This window comes from Bradyrhizobium sp. KZN70725, assembly GCF_055264925.1.
Genome location: NZ_JBUYWT010000015.1, coordinates 126,422 through 153,009 on the forward strand (window position 1 = coordinate 126,422; position 26,588 = coordinate 153,009).

24 protein-coding genes are annotated in these 26,588 nt (G+C 65.1%); 16 read left to right on the top strand and 8 right to left on the bottom strand.

Annotated elements, in window-relative coordinates:
• Positions 1-90: 90 nt before the first annotated feature.
• Both rbsK and ACZBJS_RS17095 read right to left on the bottom strand, forming a co-directional pair.
• The gene (rbsK, locus tag ACZBJS_RS17090; protein ID WP_168857803.1) at positions 91-1,026 is read right to left on the bottom strand and encodes a ribokinase; all 936 of its coding nucleotides are present in this window, start codon (positions 1,024-1,026) and stop codon (positions 91-93) included.
• 21 nt (positions 1,027-1,047) lie between these two features.
• A complete protein-coding gene (locus ACZBJS_RS17095) occupies positions 1,048-1,941 on the bottom strand; it encodes a sugar kinase (protein WP_463438915.1) in 894 nt (297 codons plus the stop codon).
• 226 nt (positions 1,942-2,167) lie between these two features.
• Between ACZBJS_RS17095 and ACZBJS_RS17100 the strand changes: the two genes are divergently transcribed.
• The 9 genes from ACZBJS_RS17100 (at position 2,168) to ACZBJS_RS17140 (ending at position 11,730) form a co-directional block, all read left to right on the top strand.
• Positions 2,168-3,016 carry a VOC family protein gene (locus tag ACZBJS_RS17100; protein WP_316397733.1) on the top strand — a complete coding sequence of 283 codons (849 nt, stop codon included), beginning with the start codon at positions 2,168-2,170 and terminating at the stop codon, positions 3,014-3,016.
• Positions 3,017-3,234: 218 nt separating this feature from the next.
• On the top strand, positions 3,235-3,891 hold the full coding sequence (locus ACZBJS_RS17105; RefSeq protein ID WP_057017592.1) for a TetR/AcrR family transcriptional regulator: 657 nt from the start codon (positions 3,235-3,237) through the stop codon (positions 3,889-3,891).
• 284 nt (positions 3,892-4,175) lie between these two features.
• Positions 4,176-4,985, top strand: coding sequence for an ABC transporter permease (locus ACZBJS_RS17110; RefSeq protein ID WP_057017593.1), 810 nt, complete (start codon positions 4,176-4,178; stop codon positions 4,983-4,985).
• A gap of 136 nt (positions 4,986-5,121) precedes the next feature.
• On the top strand, positions 5,122-6,120 hold the full coding sequence (locus tag ACZBJS_RS17115) for an ABC transporter substrate-binding protein (protein ID WP_463438916.1): 999 nt from the start codon (positions 5,122-5,124) through the stop codon (positions 6,118-6,120).
• A 124-nt stretch (positions 6,121-6,244) separates the two neighbouring features.
• The gene (locus ACZBJS_RS17120; RefSeq protein WP_253587456.1) at positions 6,245-7,090 is read left to right on the top strand and encodes an ABC transporter ATP-binding protein; all 846 of its coding nucleotides are present in this window, start codon (positions 6,245-6,247) and stop codon (positions 7,088-7,090) included.
• A 14-nt stretch (positions 7,091-7,104) separates the two neighbouring features.
• Complete coding sequence (locus ACZBJS_RS17125) at positions 7,105-8,511, top strand: hypothetical protein (protein ID WP_316397738.1); 1,407 nt, start codon at positions 7,105-7,107, stop codon at positions 8,509-8,511.
• A complete protein-coding gene (locus tag ACZBJS_RS17130) occupies positions 8,508-9,659 on the top strand; it encodes a Gfo/Idh/MocA family protein (RefSeq protein WP_463438917.1) in 1,152 nt (383 codons plus the stop codon). The genes ACZBJS_RS17125 and ACZBJS_RS17130 overlap by 4 nt, the downstream gene beginning before the upstream one ends.
• A 14-nt stretch (positions 9,660-9,673) precedes the next feature.
• Positions 9,674-10,867, top strand: a complete 1,194-nt coding sequence (locus ACZBJS_RS17135) for a dihydrodipicolinate synthase family protein (RefSeq protein ID WP_463438918.1) — start codon at positions 9,674-9,676, stop codon at positions 10,865-10,867.
• Positions 10,867-11,730, top strand: a complete 864-nt coding sequence (locus tag ACZBJS_RS17140; RefSeq protein WP_168857796.1) for a sugar phosphate isomerase/epimerase family protein — start codon at positions 10,867-10,869, stop codon at positions 11,728-11,730. Before ACZBJS_RS17135 ends, ACZBJS_RS17140 begins: the two co-directional genes overlap by 1 nt.
• 42 nt (positions 11,731-11,772) lie before the next feature.
• Here the strand turns inward: ACZBJS_RS17140 and ACZBJS_RS17145 are convergent, their stop codons facing one another.
• Together ACZBJS_RS17145 and ACZBJS_RS17150 are read right to left on the bottom strand one after the other, a co-directional pair.
• The gene (locus ACZBJS_RS17145) at positions 11,773-12,450 is read right to left on the bottom strand and encodes a potassium channel family protein (protein WP_225160765.1); all 678 of its coding nucleotides are present in this window, start codon (positions 12,448-12,450) and stop codon (positions 11,773-11,775) included.
• 144 nt (positions 12,451-12,594) lie between these two features.
• Complete coding sequence (locus ACZBJS_RS17150) at positions 12,595-13,518, bottom strand: Spy/CpxP family protein refolding chaperone (RefSeq protein WP_463438919.1); 924 nt, start codon at positions 13,516-13,518, stop codon at positions 12,595-12,597.
• A gap of 51 nt (positions 13,519-13,569) precedes the next feature.
• Between ACZBJS_RS17150 and ACZBJS_RS17155 the strand changes: the two genes are divergently transcribed.
• Positions 13,570-14,025 (top strand): hypothetical protein, encoded by a 456-nt coding sequence (locus tag ACZBJS_RS17155; protein ID WP_233475670.1) that lies wholly within the window; start codon positions 13,570-13,572, stop codon positions 14,023-14,025.
• Between the two features lie 525 nt (positions 14,026-14,550).
• On the opposite strand, the gene rocD is transcribed toward ACZBJS_RS17155, so the two are convergent.
• Both rocD and ACZBJS_RS17165 read right to left on the bottom strand, forming a co-directional pair.
• On the bottom strand, positions 14,551-15,765 hold the full coding sequence (rocD, locus tag ACZBJS_RS17160) for an ornithine--oxo-acid transaminase (RefSeq protein WP_168857811.1): 1,215 nt from the start codon (positions 15,763-15,765) through the stop codon (positions 14,551-14,553).
• A 125-nt stretch (positions 15,766-15,890) separates the two neighbouring features.
• Positions 15,891-17,114, bottom strand: coding sequence for a cytochrome P450 (locus ACZBJS_RS17165; protein WP_253609676.1), 1,224 nt, complete (start codon positions 17,112-17,114; stop codon positions 15,891-15,893).
• Between the two features lie 204 nt (positions 17,115-17,318).
• On the opposite strand from ACZBJS_RS17165, the gene ACZBJS_RS17170 reads away from it, so the two are divergent.
• From ACZBJS_RS17170 to cnbZ, 6 genes are all read left to right on the top strand, one after another.
• On the top strand, positions 17,319-17,852 hold the full coding sequence (locus ACZBJS_RS17170; protein ID WP_463438920.1) for a phosphonopyruvate decarboxylase: 534 nt from the start codon (positions 17,319-17,321) through the stop codon (positions 17,850-17,852).
• Positions 17,849-18,439 (top strand): thiamine pyrophosphate-dependent enzyme, encoded by a 591-nt coding sequence (locus ACZBJS_RS17175; RefSeq protein ID WP_463438921.1) that lies wholly within the window; start codon positions 17,849-17,851, stop codon positions 18,437-18,439. Before ACZBJS_RS17170 ends, ACZBJS_RS17175 begins: the two co-directional genes overlap by 4 nt.
• A gap of 64 nt (positions 18,440-18,503) precedes the next feature.
• Complete coding sequence (locus ACZBJS_RS17180) at positions 18,504-19,205, top strand: TetR/AcrR family transcriptional regulator (protein WP_076827113.1); 702 nt, start codon at positions 18,504-18,506, stop codon at positions 19,203-19,205.
• A gap of 1 nt (position 19,206) precedes the next feature.
• On the top strand, positions 19,207-20,400 hold the full coding sequence (locus tag ACZBJS_RS17185) for an efflux RND transporter periplasmic adaptor subunit (protein ID WP_076827115.1): 1,194 nt from the start codon (positions 19,207-19,209) through the stop codon (positions 20,398-20,400).
• 81 nt (positions 20,401-20,481) lie between these two features.
• On the top strand, positions 20,482-23,583 hold the full coding sequence (locus ACZBJS_RS17190; RefSeq protein WP_057017603.1) for a multidrug efflux RND transporter permease subunit: 3,102 nt from the start codon (positions 20,482-20,484) through the stop codon (positions 23,581-23,583).
• Positions 23,584-23,715: 132 nt separating this feature from the next.
• Positions 23,716-24,459, top strand: coding sequence for a 2-amino-5-chloromuconate deaminase CnbZ (cnbZ, locus tag ACZBJS_RS17195; RefSeq protein ID WP_456815835.1), 744 nt, complete (start codon positions 23,716-23,718; stop codon positions 24,457-24,459).
• Between the two features lie 274 nt (positions 24,460-24,733).
• Here the strand turns inward: cnbZ and ACZBJS_RS17200 are convergent, their stop codons facing one another.
• The gene (locus ACZBJS_RS17200) at positions 24,734-25,624 is read right to left on the bottom strand and encodes an ABC transporter permease (protein WP_456814126.1); all 891 of its coding nucleotides are present in this window, start codon (positions 25,622-25,624) and stop codon (positions 24,734-24,736) included.
• A 4-nt stretch (positions 25,625-25,628) separates the two neighbouring features.
• Complete coding sequence (locus ACZBJS_RS17205) at positions 25,629-26,570, bottom strand: ABC transporter permease (RefSeq protein WP_016842919.1); 942 nt, start codon at positions 26,568-26,570, stop codon at positions 25,629-25,631.
• Between the last annotated feature and the right edge of the window lie 18 nt (positions 26,571-26,588).

A 26,588-nucleotide genomic window follows, 5' to 3' on the forward strand; every position in this document is an offset into this window, starting at 1 on the left:
CCGGCGAAAGCCGGGACCCATACTCCGCGGCAGTCGTTGGCGGAGACGAACGCAGTTGCCATGCGTGTGCCCCCAAACTGTGGCCGGTGGTTATGGGTCCCGGCCTTCGCCGGGACGACTTGGGGAGAGAGCGTCCTCCACCTCATCCGCCGTCGGCATCGACGGCGCGGCTCCCATCCGTTGCACGCAAATCGAGGCGGCGGCGTTGGCGTAGGCCAGCGCGTCGCCGAGCGGCTTGCCGATGGCGAGCTGTGAGGCGAGGGCGCCGACGAAGCAATCGCCGGCGCCTGTGGTGTCGACGGCCTTGACCTCGCGTCCCGGCACGAGCAGCGGCTGGTTGTCGACCAGCGCCAGCACGCCGCGCTTTCCGAGCGTGACGCAGACGATCCTGCCTTGCCCCAACGCCCGGGCCGCCTCGGAGAAGCGCTCCGGCGTGTCGCTGTCGCGCAGCCCCGTGCCAGTCAGGTAGCCGAGTTCGGTCTCGTTCAGAACGAGGATGTCGACGAGATCGAGCAGAGCCTTGTCGGCCTGTTTTGCCGGTGCCGGATTGAGGATCGTGGTGGCGCCGACGGCGCGGGCGCGCCGGAAGAAGGCAGCGATCGCCGGCAGCGGGATCTCGAACTGGCTGACCGCGACGTCACCCTTCATAAGTGAGGGGACCTTGACATCATGAGCGTCAACGAGCCCGTTGGCGCCTGGCACGACGACAATCGTGTTGTCGGCATTGGCGAGCGTGATGATCGCCGTGCCGGAATGCGTGCCGTGCGTGGTCTTGACCGAGGTGAGATCGACTCCTTGCGCGGCAAGGAACGCTCGCAGCTCCTTGCCGAACGCATCGGTGCCGAGCCGGCCGATCAGCGTGGTCGCTACGCCGAGCTTGGCCGAAGCCACCGCCTGGTTGGCGCCCTTGCCTCCGGGAAAATAGAGCACGGCCTCGCCGGCGACGGTTTCGCCGATCCGCGGATGGCGCTCGGCGGTCGCCACCACGTCCATATTGATGCTGCCGGCGACGAAGACGTGCCTCATGACTAGCCCCGTTCACCGATATCAGGCCTCGGCGCGAAATTCCTGCTTGACCGCTGCGATATCGGCGAGTGTCGGCAAGCCGGCCTCGTTGCCGAGCATCTGGATCTTGAAGGTCGAGGCTGCACGCGCGAACTTGAAGTGCTCATGCCAGCCTTTGCTCGGGTTCGAAAGGTAAGAGTAGATGTAGGCGCCGTGGAAGACGTCGCCGGCGCCGTTGGTGTCGATCACGCGCGCGCGCGGGATCGGGAAAGCCGGCAGCGTGCGCACTGTGCCGGCCTCGTCATACCAGAGCAGGCCGCGCTCGCCCATGGTGACGCCGCCGACCTTGCAGCCGCGACCCTTGAGATAGTCGAGCATCTGCTCCGGCGTCTTGTCCATCTGCTCGCACAGGCGTTCGGCGACGATCGCAATGTCGATGAATGCGAGCAGCTCGTGGGTGTTGGTGCGCAGGCCGCCGCCGTCGAGCGAGGTCAGGATGCCATCCTCGCGGCACAGCTTCGCATAATGGATCGCGGCGTCCGGCTGGTGGCCGTCGATGTGCAACGCGCGGCAGCCCTTGATGTTCAGCAGCGGAAAAGGATGGATGTGCTGGTCGTCGCGGCAGCGGACGATGGCGCGCTTGCCGTCGTTCGGCATGATGAAGGACAGCGAGGAGGAGTTGACTTTGCGGGGGTGGAACGAGATGCCGTACCTGTCGGCCATGTCCCAGAACATCCGTCCCAGCCAGTCATTGGCCATGGTGGCGATCAGGTCCGGCGGGACGCCGAGCTTGGCGCAGCAGAATGCTGCGGTCACGGCGTTGCCGCCGAACGACACCGCATAGGCGTCGGCGACGTGCTTTTCGTCGCCAACAGGCATGTGATCTGTGATGAAGGTGACGTCGATATAGGTCTGTCCGATGAAGAGGGCCTGCATTCGCTTTCCGTCGTGGCTTGGTGTGGTCCCGGCCGGCGGTTCCAGACTAGCATTGCTGATCGGCCGATATCGCTGAAAATATTCGCAACCCTGCCTGGTTTACAGGTAGAGATGATGGCTGCGCCAGGCCGTTCTGGCATGCGGCATAACGGCCGGCGGCAGTCCGTGGTTCCGGGTTGGGTTAAGGGAGAAACACAATGACGGCAGATTCGGGGAGGTTGCAGCCATGATTACCGGTCTCGATCACATCGTCGTCCTGACCAGTGACATCGCTGCTGCCAGCGCGGCCTATGAGGCGCTGTTCGCGCGGACGCCTTCCTGGCGCTACAGTGGCGGTGGTGCGAACCGCACGCTGTTCACGCTCGACAACACCACGCTGGAATTGGTGGCGCCGCTCGGCGACGATGACGCAGCCCAGCGCATCCGCAGCGCGCTCGTTACGCAAGGTGAGGGGCTTGCGAGCCTCTGCTTCCGCACCAGCGACATCGCCAGGACACACCGCCGGCTCGACCGGCTGACGCTGAAGCCCGAACCCGTCACTGAAGTCGAAAGCCGCGACGAGACCAGCGGCGCCGTGCTGTCGTGGAAGCGTACGCGGGCCGCGACCGATGCGACGCGCGGCGTGCGCATGTTCTTCCTGGAACGCGAGCAGGAGCGGCCGTTGTCGGTGCGTACCACGACCGCATCGATCACCGCGATGGATCATGTGGTGGTTTCGACCGCCGACCCGGAACGCGCCGCCGCGCTCTATGGCGCGCGGCTCGGGCTCGACATGGCGCTCGACCGGTCGCATCCGGAGTGGGGCCGGCTGATGTTCTTCCGCTGCGGCGACCTCGTGGTCGAGGTCACGCACCGGCCGGGCAAATCGGAGACGGACGCGCCGGACCGGCTGCGCGGCATCTGCTGGCGCGTCACCGATATCGACGCCACACGTGCGCGGCTGATCGCCGCTGGCGTCGACGTCTCCGAGGTTCGTACCGGCCGCAAGCCCGGCACGCGCGTGATGACGGTGCGCAACAGCACATGCGGTGTGCCGACGCTTCTGGTGCAGCCTTCACAAGGAAAGCCGGACTAGGCCGCGTTTCATGCGCGCGTCGTCACGACAGCGTGCATCCGGGAATGGCAGGGAGGACGCTGCATGCCGCGTCTGCGAGAAATATTCCCGCATGGCCGTCACGACAACATTCGTTCTCAAACGTCGTTCGTCATGCTACATTCATCAATTCAGCATCACGGGCGATCGATTTGGCCAAGGCAAAGCGAATACAGAGATGGCAGCGCGACCCCCAGGGGATGCGGCTGCGGATTCTCGAGGCGGCCAAGCAGGAATTCGCCGCCCATGGCCTCGCCGGGGCGCGGGTCGATCGCATCGCGGCCAATGCCGACGCCAACAAACGTATGCTGTACTACCACGTCGGCAACAAAGAGGATCTTTATCTCGAGGTGCTGGAAGGCGCCTATGAGAAGATCCGTGCCGAGGAACGCACCCTCGATCTCGAGCATCTCGATCCGCCCGAGGCAATCGGGCGCCTGATCGACTTCACGTGGAACTATTTTCTGCGCAACCCCGAGTTCCTGGCGCTGCTGAACACCGAAAACCTCGCCAAGGCAAAACACCTGAAGCGTTCGACCAAGGTCAAGTCGATGCACTCGCCCTTTGTCGAGATGATCCGCACCGTGGTGACGCGCGGGGTCGAGAGCGGCGATTTCCGCGTCGCGGTCGATCCGGTGCAGCTCTACATCTCGATCGCCGGGCTCGCATTCTTCTATCTCTCCAACAGCGCCACGCTGAGCGTGATCTTCGGCCGCGACCTCTTGAAGAAGGACGCCCGCGACGAGCGCCTCGAGCACATGACCGCGCTGGTGCTGGCGGCGCTGACCGGCAAATCCACGGCGGCGTTCGGCGGCGCGATGCCGGTGCTGCGCGCGGCCGAGCACCGCGTGGTGTGAGGTCTTGCGATCATTGCGGTGATCCGTAGCCCGGATGGAGCCAACGGGTCGCGCGAACGCGCGCCCGATGACAGGCTCCGCGCAATCCGGGGAGTTGCATGCGCGGATAGCGGTCCCGGGTTTCGCTGCGCTTCATCCGGGCTACGAAGTCTCATCCGACAAAAATTCTCACCTGACGAAAGTCGCGTATTTCGGCGCGATTTTGCCGCGCGCTTGGGGCTGGACAGTATTTATCCAACGGGTTAATTTCTGAACGAACAGAGAGACTGCAAAGGGAGCGTGACGTGGCGGAGGCAAAGAGCCCTTCGGGCCTGTCGAAGGTGCTGAATGCGGCGTGGGTACGTCCGTTCCTGTTTTTGGTTGTCATCGTGGCGGCCTGGGACCTCGCGATCCGCTTGTTCCATATTCCCGCCTACCAAATTCCCTCGCCCGGCGACGTCGTCGCGGTGCTGTGGAGCGACTGGCCGGAACTGCTGCGGCAGTCCTGGCCGACAACCTATGCAACGATCTGCGGCTTCCTGCTCTCGGCGCTGTTCGGCATTCCCGTTGCGATGCTGATCGCGGGCTCGAAGACGATCGAGAGCTACGTCTATCCGCTGCTGGTGTTCTCCCAATCCGTGCCGAAGATCGCGATCGCGCCGCTGTTCGTGGTGTGGTTCGGCTTCGGCATCATCCCCAAGGTGATCTCCGCGTTCCTGCTCGGCTTCTTCCCCGTGGTGGTGTCGGCGGTGCAGGGCTTCAAGTCGGTCGACCCTGATATGGTCGATCTGGCGCGCGCGATGCAGGGCAGCCGCTTCCAGGTGTTCCGTGCGGTCAACCTGCCGCACGCGATGCCCGCGATCTTCTCCGGCCTGAAAGTCTCGGTGACGCTCGCCGTGGTCGGCGCCGTCGTCGGCGAGTTCGTCGGCTCCAATTCCGGCATCGGCTATGTGATGCAGCGCTCGATCGGCACCTTCGACCTGCCGACGATGTTCGCCGCGCTGGTGATCCTCGCGCTGCTCGGCGTCATCCTGTTCTGGATCGTCGACCGCATCGAGCGGCTGGTGATCCCCTGGCACGTCAGCCAGCGCGATGACATCATTTTTGCTTCCTAGGGATATCGCAGAGCCACCTAACGAAAAGGGAAACCGTCATTGCGAGCGAAGCGAAGCAATCCATCGCGCCACAAGCTGAGAAATGGATTGCTTCGTCGCTCTGGCTCCTCGCAATGACGAAAAACAGGGAGAGAACGTGATGCGATTGATTACTGCTGTCGTTGCCGCACTGGCCTGGACCGCGCTTGCGGTGGCCCCTGCATCTGCGGCCGACAAGGTCGTGCTGATGCTGAACTGGTACGTCTACGGCGAGCACGCGCCGTTCTATTACGGCAAGGCCAAGGGCATCTATGCCACTGAGGGCATCGACCTCGAGATCCAGGAAGGCCGCGGCTCGGCCGCGACCACGCAGGCGGTGGCCGCCAAGACCGCCGATTTCGGCTATGTCGACGTGCCGACGATGATGCGCGCGGCCGTGAAGGGTGCGCCGGTGATTGCCACCGGCGTGCTGCTGCAGACCAGCCCGATGTCGGCGATGAGCCTTGCCGACAAGAACATCAGGAAGCCGGAGGACATCAAGGGCAAGACGGTCGCGATCACGCCGGCGGATTCGATGACGCAGATCTGGCCGCTGTTCCTGAAGAAGATCGGTCTGAAGGAAAGCGATTTCAACACCGTCGCCGGCGACGGCCAGACCAAGCTCAACGCCGTGATCAACGGCCAGGCCGACCTGCTGCTCGGCTACGTCATGGACCAGTCGATGAAGATCAAGGACGCCACCGGCAAGGACGTCTATCCGATCAAGTTCGCCGACTACGGCATCAACATGGTGTCGTCGGGCATCATCGCGAACTCCGACTATGTGAAGGCCAATGCCGACCTGGTCCGCCGCTTCATGTCGGCGACGACAAAGGCGGTGGAAGCCGCGGAGAAGGACCCCAAGGCGGCTGCGCAGTCGATCCTCGACGCCAACCCGAAGGGCGGCAAGATCGACACGTTGACGCAAGGCTTCGAGCTGACGATCCCGCTCTATCGTACGCCGGAGACCAGGACCAAGCGGCCGTTCCAGGTCACCGACCAGAACATGACCGAGTCGGTCAATTTGATGGTCGAGTATGGCGGCCTCGACGCCAAGGCCAAGGCCAATCCGAAGGCGTTCTACACCAACGACTATCTGCCGAAGGGTGACTCGTGAGCGCAACAAACACCGTCATTCCGGGGCGATGCGAAGCATCGAACCCGGAATCTCGAGATTCCGGGTCTGGTCCTTCGGACCATCCCGGAATGACAGCATTCTACATCCCAGTGGATTCGACCGAATGAATCCTGCAACCAAACCAGCCGATGTTCAGCCCGCCGCGCATCTGCGCCTGGTGTCGGACCGCGCCGCGGATGCCACGCCGGGTATCAAACTCTCCGGCGTCTCGAAGACCTACCGGTCACGCGACGGTGATGTGCCGTCGCTGCGGCCGCTCGACTTCACCATCAACGACGGCGAGTTCTTTGTCGTGGTCGGGCCCTCCGGCTGCGGCAAGTCCACGCTGCTCAAGATGATCTCGGGCCTGCTGCCGCCGACGACCGGCGAGGTGCTGGTCGACGGCGAGCCGGTGACCAGGCCGCACGGCAATGTCGGCATCGTGTTCCAGAACGCGCTGCTGCTGCCGTGGCGCAACATCCTCTCCAACGTGATGTTGCCGATCGACATGAAGCAGCTGCCGCGGGACAAGTATCTCGCGCGCGCCAAGGATCTGCTGAAGCTGGTCGGCCTCGAAGGTTTCGAGAAGAAGCTGCCCTGGCAGCTGTCCGGCGGCATGCAGCAGCGCGCCTCGATCTGTCGCGCCCTGGTGCACGACCCCAAGATCATGCTGATGGACGAGCCGTTCGGCGCGCTCGACGCCATGACGCGCGAGCGGATGAATGTCGAATTGATGCGGATCCAGCGCGAGACCGGCAAGACGGTCCTGTTGATCACGCACTCGATCCCGGAAGCCGTGTTCCTCGCCGACCGCGTGCTCGTGATGACCGAGCGGCCCGGCGCGATCGCCGCGATCTACGACGTGCCGATGCCACGGCCGCGCTCGCTCGAGACGATGTCCGATCCTGTCTTCAACGAACTGGTGCAGCGGATCCGGAAGCATTTCTTCTCACAGGGGTCGCTGGACTAACACCCGAGCCGTCAATGCCGCTTCGCCTCAAAGTCAACAATATCGCGTTTTTCGAACGGCCGCTGGTGTTCGCCCGGCCGTTCCGCTTCGGCGCGGTGACGATCACCGCATCGACGCAGATGTTCGTGCGGGTCGAGATCGAGGTGGAAGGCAAGGGCCGCGCCACCGGCGCCAGCGCCGAGATGCTGGCGCCGAAATGGTTCGACAAGCGGCCGCATCTCACCGAAGCGCAGTCGCTCGACGGGCTTCGCCGCTCGCTTGCGATCGCGCGCGGGCTCTATCTGGCGAACAAGGGTCTTGAGACCGCGTTTGGCCTCCACGCCGAACGTATCGGCCCGCAGGTTGCGGCCTGCGCAGCTGAAGACATTCCGCCGCTTGCCGCCGGCTTTGGCCCGGCCGAGATCGACAAGGCGATCCTGGATGCGCTGCTCCGCGCCGCCGGCGCGAACTTCTTCGACGGCATGGCCGGCAATATCGCCGGCATCGACGCGCGGCTGACGCCTGATCTAGACGACGCGGCGATCGCGCGGTTTCTGTCGACGCGCCAACGGCTCGAGCGTGTCGCCGTCAGGCACACGGTCGGAATGGACGACAAGGTTGAAGGCGAGGGCGGCGTCGCCGACCGCAACGAGAACGCCGGTGCGCGCTATTTCAAGCTTAAGCTGAACGGCGATCCCGCACATGACGCGGCGCGGCTGGCGCGGATCGGCGGCGAGCTCGCAAAGCTGCCTTACGCAACCAGGATCACGCTCGACGCCAACGAGCAATATGCCGACCTTGCCGCGCTGAACGCGCTGGTCGACCGGCTCGACCATGACGCGGCGCTGCAGCCGATCAGGGCAAACCTGCTCTATATCGAGCAGCCGATGCCGCGCGATATCACAAGAGCCTCGCCGCTCGGGAAGCTGGCGGCGCACGGCTTCATCATCGACGAGGCCGACGATTCCTATGACGCATTCCCGCAGGCCCGCGTGCTCGGCTATCGCGGCATCTCCTCGAAATCCTGCAAGGGCATCTACAAGTCCATCATCAACGCCACCCGCGCGGCGGCGTGGAGCGCGGACGGCGAGCGGTATTTCGTCAGCGGCGAGGACCTGACCTGCCAGGCCGGGCTCGGCGTGCAGCAGGACCTCGCGCTCGGCGCGCTGATCGGCGTCACCCATGCCGAGCGCAACGGACATCATTATGTCGATGGCTTTGCCGACACCCCGGTTGACGAGGCCGACGCCTTCCTCACCGCGCATCCCGATCTCTACACGCGCGAGCGCGGCAAGGTCCGCCTCGCGATCCATGACGGCGATCTGCTGACCGGATCGATCGCCGTCGCACCGGGCTTTGCCAGTTCGATCCATCCGGACTGGTCCACCATGCAGCCGCTCAAGCGGCCAACACCACGCGTTTCGCAGGAGCAAGCAGTATGACGACCAAACGCCTCGGCCTGATCATGAACGGCGTCACCGGCCGAATGGGGCTCAACCAGCATCTGATCCGCTCGATCGTCGCGATCCGCGAGCAGGGCGGCGTGCAGCTTGCGAACGGCGACCGCGTCATGCCCGATCCGATCCTGGTCGGCCGCGACGCCGAGAAGGTCGGCGCGTTGGCAAAACGCTACAACATCGAACGCCACACCACCGATCTCGATCGTGCGCTCGCGGGCAACGGCGACACCGTGTTCTTCGACGCCGCGACCACGCAGGCGCGGCCCTCGCTGCTGACCAAGGCGATCAACGCCGGCAAGCATGTCTATTGCGAGAAGCCGATCGCGACCAACCTCGAGGAGGCCGTTGCGGTCGTGAAGCTCGCCAATGCCAGGGGCCTCAAGCACGGCACCGTGCAGGACAAGCTGTTCCTGCCGGGCCTGAAGAAGCTGGCCTTCCTGCGCGACTCCGGCTTCTTCGGCCGCATGCTCTCGGTGCGCGGCGAGTTCGGCTACTGGGTGTTCGAGGGCGGTTGGCAGGAAGCGCAGCGGCCGTCGTGGAATTACCGTGTCGAGGATGGCGGCGGCATCATCCTCGACATGGTCTGCCACTGGCGCTACGTGCTCGACAATCTGTTCGGCGAGGTCGAGAGCGTGACCTGCCTCGGCACGACTGACATCCCCGAGCGCTATGACGAGAAGGGCAAGAAATACCAGGCGACCGCCGATGATTCCGCCTACGCCACCTTCCGCCTGAAGGGCGGCGTCATTGCGCACATCAACATGAGCTGGGTGACGCGGGTCTACCGCGACGACCTCGTCACCTTCCAGGTCGACGGCACCCATGGCTCGGCGGTGGCGGGCCTGACCGACTGCGTGATCCAGGCACGCCAGGCGACGCCGCGGCCGGTGTGGAATCCGGACGAGAAGCGGATGCATGATTTCTATGCCGACTGGCAGAAGCTGCCTGAGAACGTCGTCTACGACAACGGCTTCAAGGAACAGTGGGAGATGTTCATCCGCCATGTCTGCGAGGACGCGCCCTACAAATACACCCTGCTCGAAGGCGCCAAGGGCGTGCAGCTCGCCGAATGCGCGCTGAAGAGCTGGAAGGAGCGGCGCTGGATCGACGTCGCCCCGATATCAGTCTGAGAAGGGACTTTGTCATGAACAAGCCTGTCCGACCGATGTCATCGCTGTCGCTGAAGCTGCCGACCGCTGGCGGCGGCCTCGAGACCTATCGCCTGGCGGCGTCGCGGACCTTTCCGGCGAAGCTCGAGGGTACGCTGAACCGCGTGGCATTCTCGGCCGCGCATGTGGTGGCCGATCCGCGCGCCGACGTCGATCCCTGGCTGGCCGCGGCGATCGACTGGGACAGGACGATCGCGTTTCGTGAGCACGTCTGGGACCTCGGCCTCGGCGTCGCCGAAGCCATGGACACCGCGCAGCGCGGCATGGGGCTGGACTGGGCGACCTCGCTCGAACTGATCCAGCGCTCGGTGAAGGCGGCGAAGGCCAGGGGCAACGCGCTGGTGTTTTCCGGCGCCGGCACCGACCATCTCGCGGTCGAGGACGCCAGGTCGATCGACGATGTGATCCGTGCCTATGAGGAACAAATCGCGGCAGTCGAGAAGGCCGGCGGTCGCATCATCCTGATGGCCTCGCGCGCGCTGGCAAAGCTCGGCCAGAGCGCGGAGGATTACGCCAGGGTCTACGACCGCGTGCTGTCGCAGGTTCGTGAGCCCGTGATCATCCATTGGCTCGGCGACATGTTCGATCCGGCCCTGTCAGGCTACTGGGGCACGGCCGATCTCGACAAGGCGATGGATACGGCGGTTGCCATCATCAACGCCAATGCGGCCAAGGTCGATGGCGTCAAGGTGTCGCTGCTCGACAGGCAGCGTGAGATCGACATGCGGCGCCGGCTCGATCCGTGGGTCAAGATGTACACCGGCGACGACTTCAACTATGCCGAACTGATCGCCGGCGACGACAAGGGATTTTCCCACGCGCTGCTCGGCATTTTCGATGCGATCGCACCGGCGGCGTCCTACGCGCTGTCGCGGCTCGCGGCCGGCGATGAGGCCAGCTTCCACGATGTGCTTGGACCGACGGTGCCGCTGTCGCGCCACATCTTCAAGGCGCCGACGCGCTTCTACAAGACCGGCATCGTGTTCATGGCCTATCTCAACGGGCACCAGGATCATTTTACGATGGTCGGCGGGCAGGAGAGCGCGCGCTCGACCTTGCATCTTGCCGAGCTGTTCCGGCTCGCCGACAAGGCTGGTCTGCTCGCCAATCCGGAGCTCGCGACGCGCCGGATGGCGACGATCCTGGCCACGCGCGGCATCGACGCCTGATGCGCGACTTTTCCAACGACCACCGCTGGCTGTCGCTGAACACGGCGACCGTCCGCAAGCAGGGCGATCTTCTCGCCATCGTCGAGGCCTGCGCGCGCCATGGCATCCGCGCCATCGATCCCTGGCGCGACCAGGTTGCAGCCGTCGGCCTCGATCGCGCCGTCCGTGCGGTCAAGGATGCCGGGCTCGATCTGTCGGGCTATTGCCGCGGCGGCATGTTCACGGCAGATGGCGTGCATCGCAGCGAAGCGCGCGACGACAATCGCCGTGCGGTCGACGAGGCGGCCGCGCTCGGCGCCTCCTGCATCGTGCTGGTGGTCGGCGGCCTGCCGCAATATTCGCGGCCGGGCAGCGCGGCGTCGAAGGATATTGCGTTGGCACGATCGCAGGTGCATGACGGCATCGCCGAGATGCTGGACTATGCGAAACAAGCAAAGCTGCCGCTCGCGATCGAGCCGCTGCATCCGGCCTATGCCGCCGACCGCGCCTGCGTGAACACCACAAGGCATGCGCTCGATATCTGCGACGCACTCGATCCCGGCAGAACCGGCGCGATCGGCGTCGCGCTCGACGTCTATCACATCTGGTGGGATCCGGAGCTGATGCGCCAGATCGCGCGCGCCGGCCAGGATCGCCTGCTCGCGTTCCATGTCTGCGACTGGCTGGTGCCGACCAAGGACATCCTCAACGACCGCGGCATGATGGGTGACGGCGTCATCGACATCAGATCGGTGCGCGCCGCCGTCGAGGCGCAGGGCTTTGACGGCTATTCGGAGATTGAGATCTTCTCGAATGACTGGTGGGGCCGTCCGCTGGACGAAGTGCTGCGAACCTGCATCGAGCGGCACCGGACGGTGGTCTAGTACGCCGTCAGGTGGGCACGGCGCTGCATGCTTCCCGCCCCGTCAGGACTCCTCGTTGCGGTGCTCGATCTCAAGCGTGACGAGCCGCGCCAGCAGCGTTGCCGGATAGAGCTGGCCGAAGATCGCCTCGAGATTGCACAGGCTCCGCGCGATCGGATGCAGCGGAGCGACGTCGCCATAACCTGTCGTCGTGAGCGTGGCGAAGCTGAAATAGAGGACGCGGCTCGCCAATGTCGGGCTGTCTTCCACCTTCATGCCGGGAAATGCATCGGGCCTCAGCGTGCCGACAAAGGTGTAGAGCGCCGCGAAGATCACGGCGACCGTGAGATAGAGCAGGACCGCGCCGATCACACGGTGATAGGTGACGCGGCCTGGCGCGAACGTCGCGCGCGCCACCGTCACGGCCATGGTGAGGCCGACGAGCAGCCAGGATGCGGCGAACAGGTTGAGATCGAAAATTGAAGGTGAGCGTAGTCTCAGGATCCCGCCCGTGACGATCATGACGAGCGCGACCAGCATCGTGACGACCGCCAGCGTGCTGCCTGACATCAGGAAGACGCCGCCGACCAGGACCAGCGCGAGCAGGAGCTCAAAAATCTGGAACTCGAACAGCCCCAACGCCTGCAACGGCGCCACCACGAAAATCATGACCAGGAGCAGGACAGTGAGCACCGTCAACAAGGAATCGCCCCAGCGCTCGCGTAGCTCGCCAGTGCTCATCCAGCCGCGCTTCATTCCCGCCCCGTCATTCGGCATTGCATCGGGATGCCGGTACCAGACATTGCTGCGCGCCGGCCGCAAAGGCAAGATGGGGGGCTGGCATTCTGTGGCGCGCCCGGCGATCCGGATCGCCGTCCGGCCGTCTCAGGGGCTCGCGACCCGCTGCAGCGTGTTGAAGCGGGCTTTCTGCTCGCTGCTCAGCATCGTATAGAACTCGTCCAGTGCGGGCTCGATCAGCTTCGCGGCCTTCTGCATGGCTTCGAGCCGGTGCTGCATCGCCTCCAGCCGGCCGACCGGCGTCAGCGGCACGTCGTTCGGGCAGGCCGCCTGCAGGTCCGCGATGGCTCTTGTGGTCGCATCGCTCAGGCGGTCGAGCGCCTCCTTCTGCTTGCCGGCTGGATGAAGCGAGGCCGCGATCCGGTTGATCGGCAGGTGCGCCAGGTCGGATTTCGAATCGCCGCAATTGCCGGCTTGCGCGGTCGCCTCCTGCTGCGGCGAACGCTCGCCGACATGTGGACCGAGCGCATTGAAGCGGGCCTGTTGCTCGTCGCTGAGCGAGCTGTTGAAATTCTCCAGCGCAGGCCGCACGATCTTGATCGCCTCGAGCGTCGCGCTGATGCGGTTTTGCATCGACCGCAAGCGGCCGGTGGGCGTCATGGCATAGCTGTCCGAACAGGAGTCCTTGAAGATATCGGCGGCCTTTGCCGCTGATGTCTTCAACTCGTCGAGCAGGGCGCGCTGCTGCTGGTCCGGCCGTACCGCCCGCGCGATGTCGGCAAGCGGCCAGGCCGTGACGCCCTTGTCCGGTTCGCCGCAGAGCTGCTTGACTGCCTGCGGGCTCGTGTCGGTGCGCTGACGGGACCGATCGCGGCCCGCGGTCGCCGGATAGTCGCCAGGATAGATGCTGGCATAGGCGGAGTAGGGACTGTTGGTGTCCCAGAACACGGTGTCGACGAAGTCGTCATAGGCGTAGGCCCAATAGCCGGGCTCGTAGGCATAGGACCAGAACGTGTAGTCAAAGATGTCCGAATAGGCGTAGGGCCAGAACACCGGCCCAAGCCACGCCACGAAGGCCGCGTGGCTGCCGCGTCGCCAGGCATGTCGGGGCGCCCAGCCGCCTTGGCGCGCCGCAAGCCCTGCCTGGCCTTGCGCGCCTGCCTGCTCGCGGAAGTGCGCGGCAAACCGCTCGCGCTGCGCCGCCTGCGTCGCGGCTGTGGTCGCGACCGCGGCTCCAACCGTTGCTGCCGGCGCCAATCTCTGCTGGCGGGCAACGTCGGCCTGCTGCGCACGCTGCTCGCGCTGCAACAGACGGCTCTGCGCCTGCAGGGCACGGTCATGGACGCGTTGCGCGCGTGCACCTTGGACCTTTTGCGACTGCAATTGCTGCACGCGTTGCTGCAGGCGATCGATCCGGGTCTGCCGCTCGGTGGTCTGGCGCGAGAGCGCGTCACGCTGCCGCTGCTGCGCCGCCTGCTGGCGTTGCTGGATCATCTGCTGATGCTGCTGCGCGCGCTGTTGAACGCGCTCCGTCGGCGACGGCCGCTCGCTCAAGCGCGAAGGTGGACTCGGGCGTGATGGCGCCGCGATATGCGGAGCCTGGCGCTGCGGTGCTCCTCGACGGAATTCGGGGCGTGGCGTTGCGACACGCGGCGCGGCGATATGGGGGGCCTGGCGCACCGACGGGGCGGCGAAATGCGGGGCCGGGCGCGGCGCCATCGCCGGTCGCTGCGGGGCGTGGAACGCGGGTGCTGCCGGCCGTGCCATCGCGGGTGGCCGAGCCATTGCAGGCGGTCTCGCCATTGCGGGCGGCCTGGCCATTGCGGGAGGGGCGGCGTGTACCATCGGCGCGGCGGGACGCGCCATTGCGGCCGGTGCAGCCGGCCTTGCCGCCGGTGGGCCCTTTCCGTGTGGCTGGGCGGACGCGCCGCCGTGCGGCACGAGCATCGAGCTGCCAATCGAAAAGACAACAAACAAAGCGCTGCGGGAAAGCATGAGCTTAGCTCTCCGTTCAACAGTCGCCCGCAGTACTTTAACGCACCGACGTCGGATTCGTTCGTTGTGGCTACGGCCGGCGTTACGGTCTTCCGGCGAGGGGAACCGTCAGGAAACGTCCTGCGTGAGGGTCGCCGCGATCCGCTCCGTCGCCCAGTCGACCTGATCGGCCGTGATCACCAGCGGCGGAGCGATCCGGATGGTGTGCTCATGGGTGTCCTTGGCGAGGATGCCGCGCGCCTGCAGCGCCAGGCAATAGCGACGGGCGCCGCCGGCTTCGGGATGCAGCTCGATCGCCAACATCAGCCCGCGCCCGCGCACCTCGCGGATCACGTTGGCGCGGATGTCCTGCAATCCGGCGAGAAAGCGGGCGCCCTGTTGCGCGGCGTTCTCGATCATTCCCTCGTCGATCAGCACGCGCAGCGCCGCCCGCGCCACCGCGCAGGCCAGCGGATTGCCGCCGAAGGTCGAGCCGTGCTGGCCGGGCCGCAGCGTGCCGAGCACGGCGTTGTTGGAAAGCACCGCCGACACCGGATAGAAGCCGCCCGACAGCGCCTTGCCGAGCAGCGTCACGTCGGCCTCGATCCCTTCGTGCTGCTCGGCGAGCAGCTTGCCGGTACGGCCGAGCCCGGTCTGAATCTCGTCGAGCACAAGCATCACATTATGCGTGGTGCACAGCTCGCGCACGCGGGCGAAATAGCCTGGCGGAGGAATCACGACGCCGGCTTCGCCCTGGATCGGCTCGACCAGGAAGGCCGCGGTGTTCGGCGTGATCGCCTGCTCGAGCGCGGCGGCATCGCCGAACGGGATGATCTTGAAGCCCGGCGCGAACGGGCCGAAATGATCGCGCGAGCCGGGGTCGGTCGAGAAGCCGACGATGCCGAGCGTGCGTCCGTGGAAATTATTGGCGCAGACGATGATCTCGGCCTGCCCGTCCGGCACGCCCTTGACCTCATAGGCCCATTTGCGCACCGACTTGATCGCGCTCTCCACCGCCTCGGCGCCGCTGTTCATCGGCAGCACCTTGTGCGAGCCGGTCAGCTCCGCGAGCTCGCGGTAGAAGGGAGCAAGCTGGTCGTTGTGGAAGGCGCGCGAGGTCAGCGTCAGCCGATGCGCCTGCTCGATCATGGCTGCGAGGATCTTCGGATGACAGTGGCCCTGGCTCACCGCCGAATAGGCGGAGAGGCAGTCGAGATAGCGGTTGCCATCGGTATCCCAGACCCAGACGCCTTCGCCGCGCGACAGCACGACCCCGATCGGCTCATAGTTGTAGGTGCCGAACTGCGCTTCGGTTGCGAGGAAATCAGTGACCGATGCATTCATCATGCGTCACTCCCGCTGCAGCGTACGAGAGACTACATCAAATCGTGCCTGCAGTTGATTTGGGCATCAGTTCCTCCACAGGCAAGTGTGTCGCCAGCCAAATTCGCAGGCGACAATGTGTCGTCTTATGCGCTGATGCTGCAGGGCACGCTGAGGAAGCCGCGGAAGCGCACCCGCCCGCCGCGCACCGGCGCGCCGTCGAGCGCGTAGTTCGGCAAGCGTTTGAGGAACCGCGAGATCGCGATGGCGCCTTCGAGGCGCGCCAGCGCCATGCCGGCGCATTGATGCGCGCCGGTGCCGAAGGCGAGGTGGCGGTTCGGCGTGCGCGCGACGTCGAAAGCTTCGGGGTTGGGGAATTGCGCGGGGTCGCGGTTGGCCGCGCCGATGCAGAGCGTGACCAGCGTGCCCGCCGGCAGCTTGATGCCGCCGAGCTCGGTCTCTTCCACGATCATGCGGTTGCCGAGCTGGTTCGAGCTTTCGTAGCGCAGCATCTCCTCGACCGCGGTCTTGATCAGCTCGGGTTGCGCGATCAGCCGTTGCTTCTGATCCGGATTTTGGCTGAGCGTCACCAGCCCGTTGCCGATCAGATTGGTCGTGGTTTCGTGGCCGGCGTTGAGCAGGAAGATGCAGTTGTGCAGCAATTCCTTCGCGGTCAGCCGCTCGCCATTGTCCTCACCCTGGATCAGCCTTGTCAGCACGTCGCGTTCGGGGTTGCCCGGCTTCTTGCGGCGGCGTTCAACCAGCGTTTCGAGATAGGCGAGGAAATCCTTCACCGCATTGTTGCCGCGATCGAACGCCTCCTTGCCGATCACCGGCTCCAGCGCGCCCAGGATCGCCAGCGACCAGTCACGCAGCGGCTCGCGTTCGTCGTGCGGCACGTCGAGCAGATTGCCGATCACCTCGACCGGAATGGCCGAGGCGAAGTCGCCGATCAGCTCGAAGCGGTCGCGGGTCTCGATCCGGTCGAGCAGGCTGTCGACCAGCGCGATCAGGTCAGGCTCCATGCCGGCGATCGCCCGCGGCGACAATGCGCCCATGATCAGCCGCCGCACGCGGGTATGCGCCGGCGGATCGTTGAAGACGAGGCTGGTCGTGTGATGCTCGTAGAGCAGCGAGTTGCCGTATTTCGGCAAGAACTCCTTCTTCTTGTCGGAGGAGAATGCCTTGGTGTTCTTGTAGGCGGCGATGAGGTCGTCGTAGCGGGTGAGAAAATAGCAGCCGTTCGGCAGCCGCTTGACCGGCGCGCTCTCGCGCAACGCGCGATAGGTCGGGTAGGGGTCGGCATAGAACTCCGGCGTCAGCTTCTCGAGGTCGAAGCCGTCAGCCAGCTCGCGCGCGTGTCCGTTCATGGCGCATCCAACCCAATTAGTTTCATTTGCAACTATCGTAAGCCGCGGGCGGCGGCCGCGCAACACAATTTGCTGGGGCCGGGAACAGCGCGCCGGGGCGTCGCGTGGTGCGAGCAAATCGCAGAGCCATATGCGGTTTTGCGCTTTGATGAAGCGCGCGCGCCCCTCTACAGTCGCGACCAAACAACAAGACCGGAAACGCCAATGCATGCCCGTGCCGACACTGCGGCCTCCTGGCCCGAGGAGATCTTCTCGATATTGCAGCGCTTCGAGGTGCGTCAGGTGCCCTACGTGCCCGACGCCGGCCATTCAGAGCTGATCGAGCGGGTGCTGGGGTCGTCCTCGATGCGCGGCATCGCGCTGACCACCGAGGAAGAGGGCGTGGCGCTGCTCGCGGGCGCCTGGGCCGGCGGCCAGCGCGGCGTGCTGCTGATGCAGTCGAGCGGGGTCGGCAATTGCATCAACATGCTGTCGCTGGTGCTGATCTTCCGCCTGCCGTTCCTGACGCTGGTGACGATGCGCGGCGAATGGGGCGAGTTCAATCCCTGGCAGGTGCCGATGGGCTCGAACACGCAAGGGATACTCGAACTGTCCGGGATCAAGGTGCTGCGCGCCTCGCACCCTGAAGAAGTCCGCGAAGTCGTCGAGGCCGGCGCAGCGCAGGCCTTTAACGCCTGCACGCCCACCGCCGTCCTGCTGTCGCAGCGCCTGATCGGGGCAAAGGTCTTCACCAAATGAGCAAAGCCAATCTCCTCGACCGCCGTGCCGTCGTTTCCGAACTGCTGAAAGATCGCAAGGGCGCGTTCGCCGTCGGCGGCCTCGGCGCCTCGACCTATGACATCGCCGCTGCCGGCGACCACGACCGCAACTTTTATCTCTGGGGTGGCATGGGCGGCGCCGTGATGATCGGGCTCGGCCTCGCGCTGGCCCAGCCGACGCTGCCGGTCGTCGTGATCACCGGCGACGGCGAGATGCTGATGGGGATGGGAAGCCTCGCCACCGTCGGCCTGCAGCAGCCGAAAAATCTCTCGATCATCGTGCTGGACAATGAGGCGTACGGCGAGACCGGCGGCCAGGCCAGCCATACCGGCGGAACCGCCGACCTCGTGGGTGTTGCCAAAGCCTGCGGAATCGGGGATAGCCGGGCGATCAGCACGATGGCTGAGGTCGAGGCTTTTGCCTCGTCTTTGCAATACGTTACGGCGGGGCCGCGGTTCGCCAGCGCGAAGATCGACGGGGCCAATCTGGAGCGCGTGCTGTCCAGCCGCGACGGCACCTACCTCGTGAACCGCATCAGAGGGTCGATCGGCCACACTCCTATTTAAAGTGGCTTTCGCGGTGCAATAGAACCTTGACTTTTGGTAAAGTGAGTGATTACTCACGACCCAAATGTCTACCTTACGCATGACGAGTGACTTGCGGCGTCAGTTGATCCTGAGCGCCGCCAAGCGGTGTTTCGCCCGCAGCGGCTTTGCCGGCACCACGACAAAGAGCGTGGCGGCCGCGGCTGCCATTTCGGAAGGGCTGCTGTTCAAGCACTTCCCGTCCAAGGCGGCGCTCTATGCCGAGATCCTTGCCGAGGAGTGCGAGGCGGATCCCGATCTCGCGCATCTGCTCGGCCAGGAGCCCTCGACCGCGACCCTGGTCGAGCTGGTGCAAGGCATGGTCGATCACTTCATGCAGTTGCGTGATGCGCCGGACCAGGAAGAGACGCAGCGGATGCGGCTGATGGTGACGAGCCATCTCGACGACGGCGAGTTTGCGCGCCTGCTCTACGACAAGGTCGGCAAGCTGATCGGCCCGACCTTCGCCGCCTCGCTCGAGCGGGCGATCGCCGCCGGCGAGGCCACGAAGATCGGCGACGAGCCGCTCAACCTATTCTGGTTTGCGCACCATACCGTGCTGATGGGTGCGCTGACCCAGCTGCCTGCGACACCATGTCTCCCCTACGGCGATGCCGCTGCGGCCGAGCGGCAGCTTTGCCAATTCATCCTTCGCGGCATCGGACTTACCGAAGCCGCAATTTCAACTCATTTGGGCCGCCAGCCGTCGCCGATCGCAGGACCGTCGGTAACTGCAGAAAGTGCATGACATGAATATTCAGACCGAAAGCCACATCTCGGGGCAACCGATCAAGGAGAAGCAAGCCAAGCGTCCCGTCCGCATGGTGCGCTGGTTCATCATCGTAGGCCTGTTGCTGGCCCTGCTCGTCGGTGCGCTGGTCGGCTTCAACGCCTTCCGCAGCCACATGATCGCGCAGTTCTTTGCCAACAATAAGCCGCCGCCGGCGAACGTGTCGGCCGTCGAGGCGAAGACTGAGGTGATTCCGAACCTGCTGACCGCTGTCGGCGATCTCGTCGCCGTGCACCAGGTCAACGTCACGACCGACGTGCCGGGCCGCATCACCGAGATCCAGTTCACCGCCGGCAGCCACGTAAAGGCCGGTACGCCGCTGGTGCAGTTGTTCGACGCACCGGAGCAGGGCGACCTCGCCAACTACAAGGCGCAGGCGACCGTGGGCGAGCTGCAGCTAGACCGCGCCAAGCAACTCGCGTCGCGCCAGTTCGGTCCGCAGTCGACCGTCGATACGGCGCAGGCGGCTTACGACCAGGCCAAGGCGGGCATTGCCAAGACCGAAGCGCTGATCTCGCAGAAGCTGGTGCGCGCACCGTTCGAAGGCGATCTCGGCGTGCGCCAGGTCGAAGTCGGCCAGTATCTGACGGCCGGCACGCAGATCGTGTCGCTGACCGATCTGTCGGTGCTGTACGCCAACCTGACCGTCACCGAGAAGCAGAGCTCTCAGATCAAGGTCGGCCAGGCCGTACGGGTCTCGGTCGACGCCTATCCGGGCCGCACCTTCGAGGGCAAGATCACGACCATCGAGCCGCAGATCGCGACCGACACCCGCAACATCCGGGTGCAGGCCACGATCCAGAATCCGGACAGCATCCTCAAGCCCGGCATGTTCGCGACCACCACGATCGTGCTGCCCGGGAAGCCGCCGGTCGTGACCATTCCCGAAACCGCGGTCGACTACACGCTGTACGGCGACTCGGTGTTCCTGATCACCGAGAAGAAGGGCGACGACGGCAAGACCACCCTGACCGCGGACCGCACCTTCGTGAAGACCGGCAACCGCGTCGAGGGCCGTGTCGAGATCCTCAAGGGTCTGAAGGCGGGGGACAAGGTCGTCGCAGTCGGCCAGATCAAGCTGCAGTCGGGCATGCCGGTTGCGATCTCGACCGATCCGCCGCCGCCGGTTCCGGCCGAACCGCCGCGCTACTGATCTTCATTCATCGAACTCGGAGGGCCATCGGCCCTCCGCCACATCTTGCCGCAAGCCGGCAGAACACGAATCGAGTTGGCGATGGCCTTCACTGATATTTTCATCAAGCGCCCGGTGCTGTCGGTCGTCGTCAGTCTGCTGATCCTGCTGATCGGCCTGCGCGCGGCGATGGTTTTGCCGATCCGGCAATATCCGAATCTTTCGAACACCGTCGTGACGATCACCACGTCATATCCCGGTGCGTCGCCCGAGCTGATCAACGGCTTCATCACCACGCCGATCGAGCAGGCCGTCGCGTCGGCCGAAGGCGTCGACTACATGACGTCGAACTCGGTGCTCGGCACCTCGACGATTCAGGTCTACGTCAAGCTCAATCACGATCCGAACCAGGCGCTCACCGAGGTGCTCGCCAAGGTCAACTCGGTCAAATACCTGATCCCGAAGGAAGCCTTCGATCCCGTCGTGACCAAGGCGACCGGTGACACCATCGCCGTGATGTATCTCGGCTTCTCCAGCGAGGAGCTGACCGGATCGTCGATCTCCGACTATCTGACCCGCGTCGTGCAGCCGGTGCTCTCGACGGTCGATGGCGTCGCCTCGGCCGACATCCTCGGCGGCCAGACCTTCGCGATGCGCGTCTGGCTCGATCCGACCCGCATGGCCGGACGCGGCGTATCGCCCAACGACGTCGCCGCCGCGATCGCCGCCAACAACTTCCAGGCGGCCGCCGGCCAGACCAAGGGCTTCTTCATCGTCTCCAACGTCTCGGCCAATACCGACCTTCAGAACATCGATCAGTTCAAGCGGATGATCGTGAAGGCGAAGGACGGCGGCTTCGTGCGCATCGAGGACATCGCGACGGTGGAGCTCGCCGCGCAAAGCACGGACGCCAGCGTCGCCTTCAACGGCGAGCATGCGATCTTCATCGGCATCAAGGCGACGCCGCAGGGCAACCCGCTGACCCTGGTGAAGGGCGTGCGCGCGCTGTTCCCCGACCTCGAGCGCAACCTGCCGCCGTCGATGAAGATGAAGGTGGCCTACGATTCCACGAAGTTCATTCAATCGTCGATCGATGAGGTCGAGAAGACGCTCACTGAAGCGGTCCTGATCGTCGTCGTCGTCATCTTCCTGTTCCTGGCCTCGCTGCGGTCGGTGATCATTCCCGTCGTCACCATCCCGCTGTCGCTGATCGGCGTCTGCATCCTGATGCTGGCCGCCGGCTTCAGCTTCAACCTGCTGACGCTGCTGGCGATGGTGCTGGCGATCGGCCTCGTGGTCGACGACGCGATCGTGGTCGTGGAGAACATCCATCGACATCTCGAGGAGGGCCTGCCACCGGTGCAGGCATCGCTAAAGGGTGCCCGGGAGATCGTCGGTCCCGTCGTCTCCATGACGATCACGCTGGCGGCGGTGTACGCGCCGATCGGCTTCCTCGGCGGCGTGACCGGCACGCTGTTCCGCGAATTCGCCTTCACGCTGGCGGGCTCGGTGATCGTGTCGGGCGTGATCGCGCTGACGCTGTCGCCGATGATGTGCTCGGTGTTCCTCAAGAGCGCGGAGGAGGGGCGTTTCGCCAAGGTGGTCAATCGCGTGTTCGGCGCGTTGACGCGGGCCTATGGCCGTCAGCTCGACCGTTCGCTCGACTACCGCCCGATTACGGCGCTGTTCGCTGTGACCATCCTCGGTCTGGTCGGCTTCCTCTATATGCACATCCAGAAGGAGCTGGCGCCGCAGGAGGACCAGGGCATCGTGTTCGCGGTGACCAAGGCGCCGAAATACGCCAACATCGACTACATCGATTTCTACGGCGACAAGATGGACAAGGAGTTCCAGAAGTTTCCCGAGACCGACCTGCGGTTCATCCTGAACGGCATCACCGGTCCGCAGGGCGGCTTCGCGGGCATGCTGCTCAAGCCGTGGGATGAGCGCAAGCGCAGCGCGCAGGCGCTGCAGCCGCTGGTTCAGGCCGAGCTGTCCAAGATCGAGGGCATCAGCGCGTTCGCGTTCAGCCTGCCGCCGCTGCCCGGCGGCCCCGGCGGTCTGCCGGTACAGATGGTGATCTCTTCGACGGCCGGATTCCAGCAGGTGTTCGACCAGATGAGCAAGCTGAAGGATGCGGCGCGTAAGAGCGGCCTGTTCATCGTCACCGACAGCGACCTTGACTTCAACCAGCCGGTGGTCCGGGTGAAGGTCGACCGCTCGAAGGCGAGCGACCTCGGCATCACCATGCAGTCGATCGGCGGCGCCCTGGCGACGCTGCTGGGCGGCAACTATGTCAACCGCTTCAATCTGGAAGGACGCTCCTACCAGGTGATTCCGCAGGTGCCGCGCGCCAGCCGGCTCGCGCCTGAGGCGTTCAACGATTACTACGTCCCGACCGCGACCGGGCAGCTGGTGCGGCTGTCCACCGTGGTTTCGGTCGAGACCGGCGTCGATCCGAACGCGCTGACCCACTACAACCAGCTCAACTCGTCGACCTTCCAGGCGGTGCCGATGCCCGGCGTCTCGATGGGCCAGGCGGTCGAGTTCCTGCAGGGTGAAGCCAAGAAGCTGCCGTCCGGCTTCAGCTACGACTTCCTGGCCGACTCCCGGCAATACGTCCACGAAGGCAACCAGCTGCTGGTCACCTTCGCGTTCGCCATCATCATCATCTTCCTGGTGCTGGCGGCGCAGTTCGAGAGCCTGCGCGATCCGTTCGTGATCATGATCTCCGTGCCGATGGCGATCGTCGGCGCCTTGATCCCGCTGTTCTTCGGCGTCGCCACCATGAACATCTACACCCAGGTGGGCCTGCTGACGCTGGTCGGACTGATCACCAAGCACGGCATCCTGATGGTGGAGTTCGCCAACGAGTTGCAGCTCAACGAGGGACTGGACCGCCGCGCGGCGATCGAGATGGCCGCCCGGATCCGCCTGCGTCCGATCCTGATGACGACGGCGGCCATGGTCACCGGCCTGCTGCCGCTGCTCACGGCCTCGGGCGCCGGCGCTGCCAGCCGCTTCTCGATCGGGCTCGTGGTCGTCGCCGGTATGACGATCGGCACGCTGTTCACGCTGTTCGTGCTGCCGATGGTCTACACGGTGATTGCGACCGACCACCAGGCCGCGGCCCATTCCGATCGCGCCAAGCAGATCGCCGACTACGAGCTCGACCGTCGCGGCGGCGCGCTGAAACCGACCTGAGCCCTCCAAGCCCATGCTCGCAGGGAAGGCGGCACTGGCAAAAGCCACTGCCGCCTTTTCTTTGTCTCGTGATAGCCTTTGCCGACGGCGGGCAGAAAATACTCGCCTCAAGGAAATCCGGAGGAAACAGGCATGGCGAGCGAGTTTGCGGCGGGCAATTACCGGTTCATTCCGGCCGTGTTCCAATATTCAAGCGGCGTGCAGGCGAACGCGGGCTATGAGATCGAACGGGTGCGCTTCGATCGCCTGCTGCCGCTCGCGGAAGGTTTTGCGCGGATCGCGGCCTACATCCGCGACGCCGGCCGGCCGCTGACCGCGATCTGCGCCTGCGAATTGCGTTCGCCGGCCGCCTTCACCGAGGACGGCTTCCGCGCCTTCAACCAGCACTACGTCAAGACGCTCGCCGAATGGGGCCTGTTCGACGGCACCATAAATCCGGTGGCGCGCAGCAACGTCTGTCCCGAGATCGATCCGCCGGCCGAGCCGTCGTTCCATGCGTTCTCGTTCACGCGGCCGAGCACGACGACGTCGCCATCCTTCGTGATCGCCGGCGGTGCGGAGGCGCGCGGCGGCACCGCGAGCTATCCCGACCGCATCGTCTGCTATCGCGATCTCAGTCCCGGCGCGTGGCGGGAGAAGGTCCGCTTCACCGCCGGCGAGATGGAACGCCGTCTCGCCGAGTTCAGCTTCGGCTGGCAGGAGACGACGGCGGTGCAGGCCTACACCGTGCACGACATCCATCCGGTGCTCGTCGACGAGCTGGTCCGCCGCGGCGCCACCCGCTCCGGCCTGACCTGGCACTTCTGCCGCCCGCCGGTGGTCGATCTCGAATACGAGATGGATTGCCGCAGGGTGCTCAGGGAAGTGGTGATTTAGCTTCCGCCGTCATTGCGAGGAGCGAAGCGACGAAGCAATCCATAGCTCCGCATGCGCGGTGATGGTGGATTGCTTCGCTTCGCTCGCAATGACGAGAACTTGGTGTCCCGTCATCCTGAGGAGCGCGTGGCGCGTCTCGAAGGATGAACGGCCCGGTCGGTGGCCGTCGACCCTTCGCGACGCGCGCAAGATGCGCGCTCCTCCAGCGACAATGGCGAAGCCGTTGCGCGGGGGTGACGGAAAGAGCATAGGCGCTCGCTGTGGCACGAATCCACTACCGCGCCTTCGGATCGAGCGCGTCGCGCAGGCCGTCGCCGACCAGATTGAACGACAACACGACCAGGAAGATCGCAAGACCAGGCCAGACTGCCATCCATGGCGCGCTGGTCAGGAAGCGTTGCGCGGCGTTGAGCATGCTGCCCCAGGACGGCGCCGGCGGCTGCTGGCCGAGGCCGAGGAACGACAGCGCGGCCTCGGCGATGATCGCGGCCGCGATCGACAGCGTCGCCTGCACCAGCAGCGCCGGCAGGATGTTGGGCAGGATGTGGACCAGCGCGATGCGCCAGCGCGGATTGCCCATCGCGCGCGCCGCCTCGACATAATCCTCGACCTTGACGCTCATCACCTGGCCGCGGGTCAGGCGGATGAAGATCGGGGTCGCCGAGACGCCGATCGCGATCATGGCATTGCTAAGACTCGGGCCGAGGAACGCTGCGAGCGCGATCGCCAGGATCAGGAACGGGCAGGCCAGCATGGCATCGGTGATGCGGCTGATCAGCGCGTCGATGAAGCCGCCGCGATAGCCGGCGAAGAGGCCGAGCGGCACGCCGACCGCAAGCGCGATGCCGACCGAGATGACGCCGGCAAGCAGCGAGGCGCGGGCGCCGAACACGACGCGGGCGAACACGTCGCGGCCGAGCTCGTCGGTGCCGAACCAGTGCTGCGCCGACGGCGCCTTGCGTACCAGCGACCAGCTCGTCGCGACCGGATCATAGGGCACGATCAACGGCGCGAACACGGCGAGCAGGATGAAGAGCGCGATCACGGTGAGCCCGAGCACGGCACCCTTGCGCCGGATCAGCCGCCGCCAGGCGCGCCGCGCCGGGCTCTCGAGCGTTTCGGCGGCGGCAAGCGGAGCGAGGGGGCTGAGTGCAGCGTCGGTCATCCGATCAGCCCCTCAGCCGCGGGTTGACGAGAATGTAGGCGATGTCGGCGATCAGATTGAGCGTGATGTAGATCGTCGCCGTTGTCAGCACCACGCCCTGCACGACCGCATAGTCGCGGTTGAACACGGCATCGACGATCAGCTTGCCGAAGCCCGGGATCGAGAAGATCTGCTCGGTGAGCACCGCGCCCGACAGCAGCGTGCCGAGCTCGAGCGCGCCGAGCGTGATGATCGGCGTCAGCGCGTTGCGCATCGCATGCTTGAGGATCACGGTGCGCTCGGACAGGCCCTTGGCGCGCGCGGTGCGGACATAGTCGCTCTCCAGCACCTGCAGCATCGCGCTTCGCGTATGCCGCATCAGGATCGCCGCGATCGCATTGCCGAGCACGAAGGCCGGCATGACCGATGCGGCGAGGCTCGCGCGCCAGTTTTCGCTGAGCGGCACGTAGCCGGAGGCCGGCAGCCAGCCAAGTTCGACGGAGAACAGGAAGATCAGCATGATGCCGAGCCAGAAATTCGGCGTCGAGATACCCCACAGCGCGAACAAATTGGCGCCATAGTCCCACGCCGTGCCGATTTTCACCGCCGAGATGATGCCGGCGGGAATGCCGATCAGGAAGGCGACCACGATCGCCATGCCGGCGATTTGCATCGTAACCGGCAGCTTCTGCGCGATCAGGCTCGACACCGGCATCTTGTTGCGCAGTGACTCGCCGAGGTCGCCCGTGAGCACGCCCTTGACCCAATAGGCGTATTGCACCGGGATCGGTTGATCCAAATGGTATTGCTGGCGGATCTGTTCGATGACGGCCGGATCGCGCTCCTCGCCGGCCATGACGAGTGCCGGATCGCCGGGCAGCAAATGTTGCAGCGAGAAGATCAGGAGCGAGACGAAGAACAGCGTCGGGACCAGCTGAACCAGCCGCTTGGCGAGGAAGTTCAGCATTGTCGGCCCCGCGTGTCC

What these genes read in the sequence shown, in the direction of transcription:
- rbsK (WP_168857803.1), bottom strand. Translation starts at nt 1,026, where the DNA reads ATGAGGCACGTCTTCGTCGCCGGCAGCATCAATATGGACGTGGTGGCG.
- ACZBJS_RS17095 (WP_463438915.1), bottom strand. Translation starts at nt 1,941, where the DNA reads ATGCAGGCCCTCTTCATCGGACAGACCTATATCGACGTCACCTTCATC.
- ACZBJS_RS17100 (WP_316397733.1), top strand. Translation starts at nt 2,168, where the DNA reads ATGATTACCGGTCTCGATCACATCGTCGTCCTGACCAGTGACATCGCT.
- ACZBJS_RS17105 (WP_057017592.1), top strand. Translation starts at nt 3,235, where the DNA reads ATGCGGCTGCGGATTCTCGAGGCGGCCAAGCAGGAATTCGCCGCCCAT.
- ACZBJS_RS17120 (WP_253587456.1), top strand. Translation starts at nt 6,245, where the DNA reads ATGAATCCTGCAACCAAACCAGCCGATGTTCAGCCCGCCGCGCATCTG.
- ACZBJS_RS17125 (WP_316397738.1), top strand. Translation starts at nt 7,105, where the DNA reads ATGCCGCTTCGCCTCAAAGTCAACAATATCGCGTTTTTCGAACGGCCG.
- ACZBJS_RS17130 (WP_463438917.1), top strand. Translation starts at nt 8,508, where the DNA reads ATGACGACCAAACGCCTCGGCCTGATCATGAACGGCGTCACCGGCCGA.
- ACZBJS_RS17135 (WP_463438918.1), top strand. Translation starts at nt 9,674, where the DNA reads ATGAACAAGCCTGTCCGACCGATGTCATCGCTGTCGCTGAAGCTGCCG.
- ACZBJS_RS17140 (WP_168857796.1), top strand. Translation starts at nt 10,867, where the DNA reads ATGCGCGACTTTTCCAACGACCACCGCTGGCTGTCGCTGAACACGGCG.
- ACZBJS_RS17145 (WP_225160765.1), bottom strand. Translation starts at nt 12,450, where the DNA reads ATGAGCACTGGCGAGCTACGCGAGCGCTGGGGCGATTCCTTGTTGACG.
- rocD (WP_168857811.1), bottom strand. Translation starts at nt 15,765, where the DNA reads ATGAATGCATCGGTCACTGATTTCCTCGCAACCGAAGCGCAGTTCGGC.
- ACZBJS_RS17165 (WP_253609676.1), bottom strand. Translation starts at nt 17,114, where the DNA reads ATGAACGGACACGCGCGCGAGCTGGCTGACGGCTTCGACCTCGAGAAG.
- ACZBJS_RS17170 (WP_463438920.1), top strand. Translation starts at nt 17,319, where the DNA reads ATGCATGCCCGTGCCGACACTGCGGCCTCCTGGCCCGAGGAGATCTTC.
- ACZBJS_RS17175 (WP_463438921.1), top strand. Translation starts at nt 17,849, where the DNA reads ATGAGCAAAGCCAATCTCCTCGACCGCCGTGCCGTCGTTTCCGAACTG.
- ACZBJS_RS17180 (WP_076827113.1), top strand. Translation starts at nt 18,504, where the DNA reads ATGTCTACCTTACGCATGACGAGTGACTTGCGGCGTCAGTTGATCCTG.
- ACZBJS_RS17185 (WP_076827115.1), top strand. Translation starts at nt 19,207, where the DNA reads ATGAATATTCAGACCGAAAGCCACATCTCGGGGCAACCGATCAAGGAG.
- ACZBJS_RS17190 (WP_057017603.1), top strand. Translation starts at nt 20,482, where the DNA reads ATGGCCTTCACTGATATTTTCATCAAGCGCCCGGTGCTGTCGGTCGTC.
- cnbZ (WP_456815835.1), top strand. Translation starts at nt 23,716, where the DNA reads ATGGCGAGCGAGTTTGCGGCGGGCAATTACCGGTTCATTCCGGCCGTG.
- ACZBJS_RS17200 (WP_456814126.1), bottom strand. Translation starts at nt 25,624, where the DNA reads ATGACCGACGCTGCACTCAGCCCCCTCGCTCCGCTTGCCGCCGCCGAA.
- ACZBJS_RS17205 (WP_016842919.1), bottom strand. Translation starts at nt 26,570, where the DNA reads ATGCTGAACTTCCTCGCCAAGCGGCTGGTTCAGCTGGTCCCGACGCTG.